This window comes from Rhizobium sp. LjRoot258, from assembly GCF_964254185.1.
GTDB lineage: Bacteria > Pseudomonadota > Alphaproteobacteria > Rhizobiales > Rhizobiaceae > Rhizobium.
In genome coordinates, this window is the sequence record NZ_CAXUST020000002.1 from 451,770 (window position 1) to 464,020 (window position 12,251).

Here is a 12,251-nt window from a genome sequence, read left to right on the forward strand (position 1 = left end):
CAGGCAGCCTTCACGTTTGCATAATTATTTCGCATTGGCAACGCTGATTAAATAAAGGGCAGTGGATAATTCTGCGGCTGCGCAACGGTCAATCTGCGTCGCTGCCGACCGGTGTGCGAAGGATCGTTTCGACCCAGACGTCGATTGGCCCGAGAGAGCAGCCCATCTCCATCATGTCGATCAGTTCTGTCGGCCCGGCGACCTCCAGTTCGATCCGATCGGCACTCGTGTGAGATATGGCCTGCGACAGCCCAAGCTTTGCCGCGTGGCGTTCAATCCATGGAACGAAGGAGGCGGCATCAAGATCACCAAGGATCGTCATCCGTTCCTGCGATGGGCTTTGATGTTCTTCGGTCATGACAGTCTCGCGGGCTTGCGTTTGGTGACAGCATAGCGCCGAAATGGGCTTGCGAAAGCCCCGTGATGCTGATGTCACCGGTTCCGGGTCATCTGGAGGCGACGTGCATACTGCTAAATTTCGTCACGATCAGCTGCTTTAGGAAGGGTTCCCGCATTGACGGCGGCGGTCTCTGCGAGCAGCGGTCTTGGCATGTGTGGGCTGCATGGAAGCCATGCCTTGTCTTGATAGATGTCAATATCCATTTTGAGGGAGAGGCGATCCCCGCCGTTGATACCCGCCAATGAGAGAGATTGTGTAGCGGCTGGACGGTCGCATCGCAGTCACGCGCGTTTGGGAGATCTCGATGCAGGAACCTGGCAAGACGCTTGACGAAATGACACTGCGCGAACGCTCCGACATCATGTCGTTGGTCGCCGAAGCGCTGGAAGAAACCGCCGGGCAGGCGCGAGAAATCGGCGACATCACATATGCCGCCAACTCGACCTGTCTTGCAAAAACGATCCGCGGCCTGGTCAGCGACCTTTCACCGCTAGAGCTGAAGGCGGCCACCATTTTACTCGAGCAGGGCATCTCGCTCGTCGCTTCGTTCGAGGACCGGGCGCGGTCTGAAAGCACTTTGCACTAGTGGGCAAAGGTTTACCGGGCCGTTCGGCGTCTGAGATCGTCGTCGGAACCAACGGCTATCCGATCCCGAAGGGAGCGCTCGAGATGGGGGTATGAATTTCGCGCTTCCGATGCAATTTTGTCCTGCCTCGTGCCGCAAGCAGCCTGTCCATTTCATGCTGGCAGCTCCCGAAACTGGTCAGCAACCGTCGCGCTTCTGCCTTGTCGAGGCAGTATTGTTTTTGCAACGTGGCCGGCGAGTACGATGTTTCAAGCAATTCTTCGCTCATGGTGTCTCCAATGAAAGAACACAAGGGGTAAAACACCAGCATTTGCGGGCTTTTCCTTGGGTTCTGTTGTTATTTGACCGGCATTTTCGCCGATCGGCTAAATCTCTTCCCTCCGCCGGACAGTTGTTTGCGTCCTTCGGTTCTCGAACCATTCTCCAATGCGTGACCCTGATGCTTGTGGCTTCGGTCACAGAGTGGCGTTCGGCTCCCGGCTTCCCATTCTCCTTGAGGAGCGCAGCCCAGATCCTGCCGGGCTCGCTAAAACACCATCAGGACAGCCGGGATATCGTCGACGCGCCTTCCGTGGTGCCAGTGCCGCGCGGCTCGTAAGCGCGCTGGTCACGCAGAATCTGGAAGGCGATCGTCAAAAGCTTGCGCGCGATGGCAACTCGCGCCTTGTTCACTCCTCTGATCTTCAATTGTTCATACTGGGCGCGAAGCTGCGCATCGGTGGCGATGGCGGGGGTGACGGCTTCGACGAAGGCCCAGCGCAGCCACTTGTTGCCCTGCTTGATGATCTTGCCGTGGAAGGTCTTGCCGCCGGAGGAATAGGTCGAGGGCACGAGCCCGGCATAGGCGGCAAGCTTCTTCGGGTTGCGGAAGCGCGATATGTCGTCGATCTCGGCATCGATCAGCCGGGCGAAGAACTCGCCAATGCCGGGGATCGTCTTCAACAGCTTGACGTTGGCATTGGCCTTGGTCATCGCCCGGATCGTTGCTTCCGACTGCTTGATCCTGATGTCAATGTCGCCGATGAAGTCGAGGCCACGGTCGATCTGGATGCGGTCGATCTCTGAGACGTTGACCTGCGCTAGCTGGACACGGCCGGCCCTGCCGAACAGATCGCCGAGCTTCTTGAGCTGGGCTGTCTGCTCCGGATAGCGATCAAACACCGTGACGATGCGGTTCTTCGTCATTGTGCGCAGCCGCACGTAAAACATCCGTTCGCGCAGCGCGACGCGAAGCTCCCGAGATTTTTCGCCGGGTGCCCAGGCCTCCGGCACCAGGTCGGCTCTAAGCAGATGCGCCAGCACCGTCGCATCGATCTTGTCGGTCTTGATCTTGGCGTCGGCAATCGCCTTGACCTTCCACGGATGGGCGAGAACGACATCATCACAAATGTCGTCGAGCCAGTCATACATCACCATCCAGTTGCGGGTGGCCTCGACCACGGCATGCGAGTTCTCCCGATACCGCTCCAAAAAGCCGCCAAGCGACTGACGGTCATTCTTCACACGGCCAGAGCGCAGCGTTTTACCCGCCGAATCCTGCACCACCAGATGGCTGTAGGATTTGTGGTAGTCGACGCCGATATGGTATTCATAAGAGGCAGTCATGCTTCCAACTCCCTTATTGAGATCTTCGAAACCCCAATAAGGTAAGCCGAAAGGCTGGAAGTGTGACTGTCCCTCGATCATCACCTGCATCTCAGTGATCCGTTCTCTCAGCGGGCGCGGCCTCTTTCATGCCACCTCCTTTCAAAAAGGAAACGGTCGGCTGCAAAGGGCCGTTCCGTCACTGAATGAAACCGCGTGTAACCATCTGGTGAGGTGAGACGCGATGAACGCGTCGCGACGATTGCGTTTAAGGGCGGTATTCCTCCACAATCTGCCACCATTTCGCGTTCGAGCGTCTAAGCGGCCTGGTGCTGTTAACGTGCGCTCTTGGAAACTGCGGCTTTGAACTCTAGACTTGGCCTGCGGCCGGGACAGGCCGCGGGCAGAGGGAAGGGAGGAGCCCACGTTCGTGACGCAGCGATTTCGTGTCCTTGTAGGGCTCTGCCTGTTATTGGCCGTTTGTTATGCTGCCATCTTTCCCGGCAGAGAATTGGCGACGCGAAGCTATATGGACGAGGCCTCATTGCAGGCCGGCTCCGCCTTGCGCCTTGCCGTCTCGGCACTTGCCGGGCATCTGAGCCGATACGAACCGCTCCCGGAGCTGATCGCCGACCACGACGATATCAAGCAACTTGTGAGTGATCCCGATAATCAGGCTCTGCGCGACAATGCGAACGCCTATCTGAAAGAGATCAACAGTCTGCTTGGTTCATCCGACATCTATGTGATGAGGATCAACGGCGACACCATCGCTGCAAGCAATCATGATGGCCCGACGAGCTTCGTGGGTGAGAATTTCAGCTACCGGCCCTACTTCAAGGATGCTGCAAAAGGCAGTCAGGCGCGGTTCTACGCGTTAGGCACCACGTCGCTGAAGCGAGGCTATTACTTCGCCTCGCCAATCCGGGTGAATGAAACCATACGCGGCGTTATCGTCTTCAAGGTCGATATCGATTCGATCGAGGCGTCGTGGAAGGGCGGCGAGTACAAGATATTCGTGTCCGATCCGGAAGGCATTATTTTCATGACCGGCAGCCCGGAGTGGCTGTATTCCGGCATTCTGCCCCTGACAGGGGAGCGCCTTGAACGCACCCAGGCATCGCGTCGCTATGCCGAAGCCGTCTTAAAGCCGCTTCCAATTAGCGAGCAGCGCGTGGGTGGTCATCGCCTGATCACGATTGCCGACGGCGGCGCCACCAGGGAATATCTGACGCTGTCTCACTACATGGATGACGCAGACTGGACCGTCAGTGTCCTGATGGACACAAGTTCCGTGCATGCACAGGCACGGACAATGCTTATTGCGGTCCTGCTTTCCATCGGCCTGTCGGGGCTGGTTGTCGCGATCGTGCTGCAGCGTCGCGCACGCGCGCAGGAGAGAATGCGCATGCAGATCGATGCTCGCAGTGAGCTGGAGCAGCGTGTCGAGGAGCGAACCGCTGATCTGGCGCGTGTCAATCGACGTATCGAAGAGGAAATCGGCGAGCGACGGCTGACGGAACGCAAGCTCCGCCAGACGCAGGCCGACCTCATTCAGGCAGGAAAGCTTGCTGGCCTCGGGCAAATGTCAGCGGCATTGTCGCATGAACTCAACCAGCCGCTTGCTGCCGCCAAGACCTATGTGGACAGTGCCGCGATGCTGATTGCGCGCAATCGCGTTGATGAAGCCCGTGACAACCTTTCTCGCATCTCCGCTCTGATCGACCGGATGGCGTCGATCAGCCGGCACCTGCGCAATTTCGCGCGCAAGCCCAACGAGAAGATAGGTCCAGTTTCGCTTGCGGCCGTAATGGTCGATACTCTTGAAATCGTTTCTGCACGCCTGAAAGTGGCGGACGCGACGCTCGTTATCGATCTCGGCGAACCATCTGCCGCCGTGCAGGCAGGCTCGGTGCGTCTGCAGCAGGTTCTTGTCAACATCATCACCAATGCCGCTGATGCGGTCGAGGGGTTTGACGACAGGCGGATCCATGTCGTGGCCGCCAGCGACAGTGCCAAGGTGATCCTGACTGTCCGCGACCACGGCCCAGGTGTTCCCCCATCGATTGCCGATCGGATCTTCGATCCGTTCTTCAGCACGAAGGGCGTTGGCCGCGGCCTCGGGCTCGGCTTGTCGATCTCCTACAACATCATCAGGGATTTCGGCGGCAGCCTGTCAGTTGTGAATGCACAGGACGGCGGCGCCGAATTCAGTATCGTGCTTGATGCTGCGCCGGCAATCAGTGAGGCGGCCGAATGAGCGGCAGCCGGATACTTCTGATAGACGATGAGGAGGAGATGCGTCGCTCTTCTGCCCAGGCACTCAGCCTGTTTGGGCTGGACGTCGTTACCTTTGCCAATGCAGAACCGGTGTTGGAACGCGTCGGATATGGTTTCGACGGCGTGGTGATCAGCGATATCCGAATGCCCGGCATGGATGGCATGACGCTCTTGCAGCGCATACGCGAGATGGATTCCGAGATACCGGTCATCCTGGTGACGGGACATGCGGACGTGCAGCTCGCAGTCAGCGCAATGCATGCCGGGGTCTATGACTTTGTCGAAAAGCCGTTCGCGGCCCAGCACCTTGTTGGCATCATCCGGCGGGCGCTCGATCGGCGCAGCCTGGTTCTCGAGAACAGGCGTTTGCGTGCCGTGGCCGGCAAGCGCGACGACATCGAGGCTCGTCTGCCGGGACGCACGCAGACCATGGTGGATCTGCGCTATCGGCTGCGAGCCATTGCAGCCACGGATGCCGACACACTGATCATCGGTGAGACGGGCGTCGGCAAGGAAGTCGTCGCCCGTGCGCTGCACGACACCAGTGCCCGGGCCGACAAGCCATTCATCGCGATCAATTGCGCCGCACTGCCCGAGACCCTGATCGAAAGTGAATTGTTCGGACACGAAGCCGGCGCTTTTCCCGGCGCCATTCGACCGCGATATGGCAAGTTCGAGCACGGCCGTGGCGGCACGATCCTGCTCGACGAAATCGGTTCGATGCCGTTCGATCTTCAGGCGAAATTCCTGCGTGTCCTGCAGGAGCGCATGATTACCCGTTTGGGCTCCAACGAACCCGTATCGCTCGACGTGCGCTTCATCGCCACGAGCAAGGTCGATCTGGAGACGGAAGTGGCGCGTGGGCGCTTTCGCCCTGACCTCCTTTACCGTCTCAACGTCGCGACCATTCACGTGCCCTCGCTTGCGCAGCGACAGGCCGATATTCCGCTGTTGTTTCTCCAACTGGTTCGAGAGGCGGCGGCCCGCTACGGGCGCAGCGACATGGAGGTACGGCCAGAGACGATCGGCAAGATCGGCTCGCGAAGCTGGCCGGGCAATGTGCGCGAATTGCGCAACGCCGCCGACCGACTGGTTCTCGGTCTCGACCTGCAGCCAGAGGACGCGGCTTTGCAAAACCAAAAGCTCGCCGACAGGGTTGCCGCTTACGAGCGCGGCCTGATCGCCAGCGCGCTTGCCGCCCACGGTGGAAGCTTGCGTCCGGTTTACGAGATGCTCGGCGTTTCGCGAAAGACGCTCTATGAGAAGATGCAGAAATACGGGCTTGAGAAAGGGGGGGCGGGTGATGACGAGCTCGAAGCGTGATGGGTGGAAATCCACCCATGATTCCGCACGTTTGTCCCCTTTCCTACCCATCTTGTGCTATATGAAGGAGGAAAATGCGACAAGCAGCACCTCGCCCGGTTGTCGGGCGCATTGAGCGCTCCACAGTAACAGTTGATGACCGGGGCGGGGGGAGCCGCTCCGGCGGGTTACTGGGAGGATGAAATGAAAATATTGAACGCCTTGTTGGGCATGACGGCCGTTGCCGCCGTTTCGCTCATTTCCGCGTCCGCAATCGCTCAAACCTATCCGGAACGGACCATCACGATGGTCGTTCCGTTTGCCGCCGGCGGCCCGACGGATACGGTGGCCCGTCTCGTGGCCGAGTCGATGTCGAAGGATCTCGGCCAGCAGATTGTCGTTGAAAATGTCGGTGGGGCTGGTGGCACGCTTGGCGCAGGCCGCGTCGCACAGGCAGACCCGGACGGCTATACGGTGCTCTTGCATCATATCGGCATGGCGACAAGCGCCACGCTTTACCGCAAGCTTGCCTATGACACTTTGAACTCCTTCGAATATGTCGGCCTCGTGACCGACGTGCCGATGACCATCGTTGCGCGCAAGGATTTCGAGCCGACCGACCTCAAGGGCCTCGTCGAATACATCAAGGCCAACAAGGATAGCGTTACCGTTGCCAATGCCGGCATTGGCGCAGCTTCCCACCTGTGTGGCATGATGCTGATGAGCGCGATCCAAACGCCGTTGACCACCGTTCCTTACAAGGGCACTGGCCCGGCAATGACCGACCTGCTCGGCGGCCAGGTCGACATCATGTGCGATCAGACCACCAACACGACCAAGCAGATCAAGGGCGGCACGATCAAGGCTTACGCCGTCACCTCGCCCGCACGCCTGAAGGTGCTGCCGGATGTGCCGACTGCCGTCGAAGGCGGCCTTGCCGACTTCCAGGTCGGTATCTGGCACGGGATTTATGCGCCAAAAGGCACGCCGGCTGATGTGACCGAGCGGCTGTCGAAATCGCTGCAGGTTGCGCTCAAGGATCCAAACGTCGTTGCCCGCTTTGCCGAACTCGGCACCGAGCCGTCGTCGGAAGCTGACGCGACACCGGCGGCCCTTAAGGCCAAGCTCGAAACCGAGATTGGCCGCTGGAAGCCGGTGATCGAGGCGGCGGGCCAGTACGCCGACTAAGTACCGTCGGTTGCCGCCCCGAATGCGTTTCGGGCGGCGCTGTCCAGGCCGCCTGGCCCGCCCTTGCCGTTTGTGCGGCAACGTCTGGATTTTGCATGCGGTGACAGCGGGAACACAACGGCGCCCGCCATAGGGGGAGATATGAAACCATTGACGTTCGACAGCACCAACGCCCTTTGCGGCGCGCTCTTCATCGGGATCGGTTGTTTCTTCATTTATCAATGTCTGAACCTTGAACTCGGCACCGCGCTGCGCATGGGCCCGGGCTATTTTCCGCTGCTGCTTGCTGTCGTCCTGACATGTCTTGGCTTGATCGTGCTGATCCAGGCGACACGGGTCCAGGGCGAACCGCTTGGCCCGATCGCGTTGCGCGGAATGGCCTTCATCCTGCCAGCACCCATCGTCTTTGGATTGACGGTGCGCGGTCTCGGTTTCGTGCCGTCGCTGTTCGTGGTGGCGCTTATCGCAGCTTTCGCTTCCTCACGGATGAAGGTGCCGCTGGCGATCATACTTGCAGCCGCAATAACCTTCTTCTCGGTTGCCGTCTTCAGCTACGCGCTTGGCTTGCCATTCGAGCGCTTCGGCCCTTGGGTCCGGTTCTAGGAGGCGTCGATGGATCTCGTCAGTAATCTCGCCCTTGGCTTCAGCACAGCTGCCTCGCCCGAGAACCTTCTCTTCTGCCTGATCGGCGTGCTGCTCGGCACCTTGATCGGCGTCCTGCCGGGGATCGGGGCGACTGCGACCATCGCGATGCTGTTGCCAATCACGTTCCAGCTCGAGCCGGTTTCCTCGCTGATCATGCTTGCCGGCATCTACTACGGCGCCCAGTACGGCGGCTCGACCACGGCCATCCTCATCAACATGCCTGGCGAATCTTCCTCGGCGGTGACTGCCATCGACGGCTATCAGATGGCCCGTCGCGGCAGAGCGGGGGCGGCACTGTCGATTGCAGCACTCGGCTCGTTCTTTGCCGGCACCGTCTCGACCTTTCTTGTGGCGATCTTCGCAATCCCTCTGACCGCGCTTGCGCTTAAATTCGGTGCCGCCGAGTACTTCTCGCTGATGATCGTCGGGCTTGTTTCCTCGGTTGCCCTTGCGCATGGCTCGATCGTCAAGGCGCTTGCCATGGTGGCGCTCGGGCTGCTGCTCGGATTGGTCGGGACGGATATCTACACGGGAACGCCACGCTTTACCCTCGGCATTCGCGAATATGCCGATGGTCTGAATTTCGTTGCCGTTGCCGTTGGCGTGTTCGGTGTTGCCGAGATCCTGCGCAATCTGGAGGGCGAGAAGACCCGCACAGTATTGATGGCCAAGGTCAGCGATCTGTGGCCGACGCGCGAGGACTTCCGGCGGATGATCGCACCGGTGCTGCGCGGCACGGCGATCGGGTCGGCACTTGGCATCCTGCCGGGGGGCGGTGCCATCCTTGCCGCCTTTGCCTCCTATACGGTGGAAAAGCGCATTTCCGACCGCCCGGAGGAGTTCGGTCACGGGGCGATTGCCGGTGTTGCAGGGCCGGAATCGGCCAACAATGCCGGCGCCCAGACCTCGTTCATTCCGCTGTTGACGCTGGGGATTCCGGCAAATCCGGTGATGGCACTGATGGTGGGCGCCATGATCATTCAGGGGATTGTGCCAGGTCCGAACGTGGCGATCGAGCAGCCGGCGCTGTTCTGGGGCATCATCGCCTCGATGTGGATCGGCAATCTGATGCTGGTTGTCCTCAATCTGCCGCTGATCGGCCTTTGGGTGAAATTGCTGACTATTCCCTACTACGTGCTTTTTCCGATCATCATGGCCTTCTGTTCGATCGGGGTCTACAGCGTCAATAGCAACGTTTACGACCTCTACGCTGTCGCCTTTTTCGGGCTGGCGGGCTACCTGCTGGTCAAGCTGCGCTGCGAGCCGGCACCGTTGCTCCTTGGCTTCGTGCTGGGGCCGCTTCTCGAAGAAAACCTGAGGCGCGCCATGATCCTCTCCCGCGGCGATCCGATGACGTTCGTGACGCGTCCAATCAGTGCCATCCTGCTTCTGATTGCGCTCGCTGTCCTGCTGGTCGTGTTCTTGCCGTCGGTAAAAGCCAAGCGCGAGGAGGTCTTCCAGGAAGAAGACTGAGCAAACCGGACCATTGCATCGAAGACTGCAAACGAGGAGGAAATAGGATGACGAGACTGACCCTGACGCGTCGAGGCACGCTTGCTGCAGGCCTTTCCTTGGCAGCGACGCTGGTGGCTGGATCACCGTCGCTTGCGGCGGATTTTCCTGATCGGCAGGTTACCATGGTTGTGCCATTTGCGGCCGGCGGATCGACCGACGTCGTTGCCCGCATTCTCGCGCAGAAGATGTCCGAGGATCTCGGCCAGCAGGTGATCGTGCAGAATGTGGCAGGTGCGGGCGGCAATCTTGGCGCCGACAATGTCGCACGGGCCGATCCGGATGGTTATACGATCCTGATGGGGACGGTTGCGACGCATGCGCTCAATCCGTTGATCCTGAAGTCGACCCCTTACGACCCCGAAAAGGATTTCGCCCCAATCTCGCTATTGGTTCTGGTTCCGAACGTTCTCGTCGTCAATCCCGCACTGCCGGTCAAAACACTTCCCGAACTGGTCGCACTCCTCAAGGCCAATCCGGGCACTTACAGCTATGCCTCCTCCGGCAACGGCACGCCGCTGCATCTTTCCGGAGAGCTCTTCAAGGCAATGGCCGGGGTGGATATGGAACATATCCCCTACAAAGGCTCGGGCCCGGCCTTGAACGATGTTCTTGGCAATCAGGTCCCGATCATGTTTGACAACCTGCCGTCGTCGTCCGGCCACATCAAGAGCGGCACGCTGCGGGCGCTTGCGGTCACCACCAAGCAGCGCGCACCGTCCTTCCCCGATGTGCCAACGGTTGCCGAGACCGTTCCGGGCTACGAAACCTATACCTGGAACGCGCTGTTTGCTCCCGCCGGCACCCCGACAGATGTCGTTGCTCGTCTGAACCTGGCGGCCAACAAGGCGCTCGCCGATCCGGGAGTTAGCAAGAAAATGGCCGAATTCAGTGCCGTTATTGTGGGTTCGACCCCGGAGCAGCTCGGCGCACATGTAAAGGCGGAGATCGCCAAGTGGACGCCTGTCGTGCGCGACGCCAAGATTGAACTCGAATAGGCACTACCGAACCTCAGGCGAGCGTTGTCGAGCGGATGGGGTGAGGGAGGCCGATCATGGCTCTATTGGCAAGCGCGAGAGCGGAGCCTTTGACCGGCTAAACCTGGGCGCAGCTTTCCAATCGCAGCGGTGATCTACATTTGCCGAGACGCCAACATCGCATCACCATCGATAATTGATACTTATCGATGGTTATAAGCGCTTCCGAAAGGTGTCACATCAGACGGAAGCTAACGCTCGATTTGCTTCTGAACTGAAAAAGGATAATATTAATTCAAATGGTTAACGGGACGAAAGTTCGGAACAATAGATTCGGAACCGGGGAACCGGCGCCTGAAAGATTGATCGCGGACAGTTGCATCGGTTTTGCGCATCGACGAAGGGACGCCGCAGGACATGGTCGGATCGCACGATTCCAACCTTCTCTAAGTCTCGTTTGGAGGGTGAACTGCCGAGGTGTCGCATGATCGGCCACCGAACCGAACGAAAGAGTCAGTTATTGGTCCGCCTAACGCATCTAAAACCCACGTGGCTCGTGGATGTATCCTCGGGCTCAGCGTGCCGGGCAGCGGGCCGATAGCGTCGGCAGTAGTTCGGCGCACAAAGGTGCGATCCGCCTTTCAACACCCGCCTTGCAATCCGGATTTCCGGTTGACGGATATCGAAGCTAGCTTCCCGCTCACCACCACGAGGGTTCGTTGGAATGCAGCACGCCTTCGCCGCAGGCTCTGGATGGCGGGTCGACCAGTAGTCCGACGTCCACTCCCATACATTGCCGATCATGTCATGGATGCCATACCCGTTCGGGGGGAACGTGCCGACCGGCGATGTTCTGTCGGCGCCTACAGGCTTCGTGTTCACCGTGGGGAAACTCCCCTGCCAGATGTTGGCCATGATTTTTCCATCTGGCTTCAATTCGTCGCCCCAGGCGAATTCAGCTTCGTCGAGGCCATTGCGGGCGGCCAACTCCCACTCGGCCTCGGTCGGGAGGTCCATTCCCACCCAGTCCGCGTATGCCTTAGCGTCGCCATAGGCGACATGAACCACTGGATGATCGAGCTTTCCGCGGATATCGCTACGTCTACCGTACGGATGGCGCCAATCGGCACCGAATTTGAACGACCACCATTGTGTAATATCGGGCCCGACGACCCTCTTCGGCTGCGTGAACACGAGAGACCCGGCGCGCAGCATCTCAGGACGTGCTCCGGGATAGTCGGCAGCCTGTGGAGTCTTTTCCGCGACGGAGACATGGCCGGTTGCTTGGACGAAGGCTGCGAATTGGCGGTTGGTCACAGGTGTCGCATCGATCCAGAAGCCGTCCACTTTGACAGGATGCGCAGGAGCTTCCTCAGGATAGTGCTTATCTGATCCCATGATGAACGTTCGTCCCGGCACCCAGGCCAGGCGTTCGAATCTGGCATCGCACATGTCCACTGCGCTCATTGCCCTGCCCATCGCTTGAACGTGCTCTCCGAGCTGTTTATGACACGCGGCCCTGGTCACTGCCTATTGCCCTTTAGGGAGGTCGTAGTGCGGCTGAAAGGGAAGGCGTCGTGGATATCGCTGACAAGCGCGGCGGCCTGATCACGACGGATTCCCCAAAGGGCAATATCTGCTGTCTCTAATACGCTGTAGAAAATTGATGGAAGAGTGGAAATTCCTCTTCCGCAAGTCGAGGGTCACCATGCGAGGAGCCGCGTCTCGATTGGAACTTGCCTGTCCATTGAGGTGTGAACTTAGGACGTCGCCGACA

11 protein-coding genes are annotated in these 12,251 nt (G+C 59.4%); 7 read left to right on the forward strand and 4 right to left on the reverse strand.

The window, feature by feature from the left end; translation table 11 throughout:
* Positions 1 to 88: 88 nt before the first annotated feature.
* Complete coding sequence (locus tag ACSQ9D_RS22905) at positions 89 to 358, reverse strand: acylphosphatase (protein ID WP_436284247.1); 270 nt, start codon at positions 356 to 358, stop codon at positions 89 to 91.
* Positions 359 to 704: 346 nt separating this feature from the next.
* Here ACSQ9D_RS22905 and ACSQ9D_RS22910 point away from each other — a divergent pair, with 346 nt between their 5' ends.
* On the forward strand, positions 705 to 986 hold the full coding sequence (locus tag ACSQ9D_RS22910; RefSeq protein WP_307146680.1) for a hypothetical protein: 282 nt from the start codon (positions 705 to 707) through the stop codon (positions 984 to 986).
* Between the two features lie 55 nt (positions 987 to 1,041).
* On the opposite strand, the gene ACSQ9D_RS22915 is transcribed toward ACSQ9D_RS22910, so the two are convergent.
* Positions 1,042 to 1,254 carry a hypothetical protein gene (locus tag ACSQ9D_RS22915; RefSeq protein WP_436284248.1) on the reverse strand — a complete coding sequence of 71 codons (213 nt, stop codon included), beginning with the start codon at positions 1,252 to 1,254 and terminating at the stop codon, positions 1,042 to 1,044.
* A 269-nt stretch (positions 1,255 to 1,523) separates the two neighbouring features.
* Entirely contained in the window at positions 1,524 to 2,591 is a 1,068-nt protein-coding gene (locus tag ACSQ9D_RS22920; protein WP_436283783.1) for an IS110 family transposase, read from the reverse strand.
* Positions 2,592 to 3,000: 409 nt separating this feature from the next.
* On the opposite strand from ACSQ9D_RS22920, the gene ACSQ9D_RS22925 reads away from it, so the two are divergent.
* The 6 genes from ACSQ9D_RS22925 to ACSQ9D_RS22950 all read left to right on the forward strand — a co-directional run bounded on the left by ACSQ9D_RS22925 (position 3,001) and on the right by ACSQ9D_RS22950 (position 10,495).
* Positions 3,001 to 4,830: a sensor histidine kinase gene (locus ACSQ9D_RS22925; protein WP_436284249.1), complete on the forward strand. Its 1,830-nt coding sequence runs from the start codon at positions 3,001 to 3,003 to the stop codon at positions 4,828 to 4,830.
* Positions 4,827 to 6,173, forward strand: a complete 1,347-nt coding sequence (locus ACSQ9D_RS22930; protein WP_436284250.1) for a sigma-54-dependent transcriptional regulator — start codon at positions 4,827 to 4,829, stop codon at positions 6,171 to 6,173. Before ACSQ9D_RS22925 ends, ACSQ9D_RS22930 begins: the two co-directional genes overlap by 4 nt.
* A gap of 183 nt (positions 6,174 to 6,356) precedes the next feature.
* Complete coding sequence (locus tag ACSQ9D_RS22935; RefSeq protein ID WP_436284251.1) at positions 6,357 to 7,340, forward strand: tripartite tricarboxylate transporter substrate-binding protein; 984 nt, start codon at positions 6,357 to 6,359, stop codon at positions 7,338 to 7,340.
* Positions 7,341 to 7,481: 141 nt separating this feature from the next.
* Complete coding sequence (locus tag ACSQ9D_RS22940; protein ID WP_037118903.1) at positions 7,482 to 7,943, forward strand: tripartite tricarboxylate transporter TctB family protein; 462 nt, start codon at positions 7,482 to 7,484, stop codon at positions 7,941 to 7,943.
* 9 nt (positions 7,944 to 7,952) lie between these two features.
* Positions 7,953 to 9,458: a tripartite tricarboxylate transporter permease gene (locus tag ACSQ9D_RS22945; RefSeq protein ID WP_132593556.1), complete on the forward strand. Its 1,506-nt coding sequence runs from the start codon at positions 7,953 to 7,955 to the stop codon at positions 9,456 to 9,458.
* 47 nt (positions 9,459 to 9,505) lie between these two features.
* Positions 9,506 to 10,495 (forward strand): Bug family tripartite tricarboxylate transporter substrate binding protein, encoded by a 990-nt coding sequence (locus ACSQ9D_RS22950; RefSeq protein WP_436284252.1) that lies wholly within the window; start codon positions 9,506 to 9,508, stop codon positions 10,493 to 10,495.
* A gap of 492 nt (positions 10,496 to 10,987) precedes the next feature.
* On the opposite strand, the gene ACSQ9D_RS22955 is transcribed toward ACSQ9D_RS22950, so the two are convergent.
* The gene (locus ACSQ9D_RS22955) at positions 10,988 to 11,941 is read right to left on the reverse strand and encodes a formylglycine-generating enzyme family protein (RefSeq protein ID WP_436284253.1); all 954 of its coding nucleotides are present in this window, start codon (positions 11,939 to 11,941) and stop codon (positions 10,988 to 10,990) included.
* Positions 11,942 to 12,251: the final 310 nt, after the last annotated feature.

What these genes read in the sequence shown, in the direction of transcription:
- ACSQ9D_RS22940 (WP_037118903.1), top strand. Translation starts at nt 7,482, where the DNA reads ATGAAACCATTGACGTTCGACAGCACCAACGCCCTTTGCGGCGCGCTC.
- ACSQ9D_RS22910 (WP_307146680.1), top strand. Translation starts at nt 705, where the DNA reads ATGCAGGAACCTGGCAAGACGCTTGACGAAATGACACTGCGCGAACGC.
- ACSQ9D_RS22935 (WP_436284251.1), top strand. Translation starts at nt 6,357, where the DNA reads ATGAAAATATTGAACGCCTTGTTGGGCATGACGGCCGTTGCCGCCGTT.
- ACSQ9D_RS22955 (WP_436284253.1), bottom strand. Translation starts at nt 11,941, where the DNA reads ATGAGCGCAGTGGACATGTGCGATGCCAGATTCGAACGCCTGGCCTGG.
- ACSQ9D_RS22945 (WP_132593556.1), top strand. Translation starts at nt 7,953, where the DNA reads ATGGATCTCGTCAGTAATCTCGCCCTTGGCTTCAGCACAGCTGCCTCG.
- ACSQ9D_RS22905 (WP_436284247.1), bottom strand. Translation starts at nt 358, where the DNA reads ATGACCGAAGAACATCAAAGCCCATCGCAGGAACGGATGACGATCCTT.
- ACSQ9D_RS22930 (WP_436284250.1), top strand. Translation starts at nt 4,827, where the DNA reads ATGAGCGGCAGCCGGATACTTCTGATAGACGATGAGGAGGAGATGCGT.
- ACSQ9D_RS22950 (WP_436284252.1), top strand. Translation starts at nt 9,506, where the DNA reads ATGACGAGACTGACCCTGACGCGTCGAGGCACGCTTGCTGCAGGCCTT.
- ACSQ9D_RS22920 (WP_436283783.1), bottom strand. Translation starts at nt 2,591, where the DNA reads ATGACTGCCTCTTATGAATACCATATCGGCGTCGACTACCACAAATCC.
- ACSQ9D_RS22915 (WP_436284248.1), bottom strand. Translation starts at nt 1,254, where the DNA reads ATGAGCGAAGAATTGCTTGAAACATCGTACTCGCCGGCCACGTTGCAA.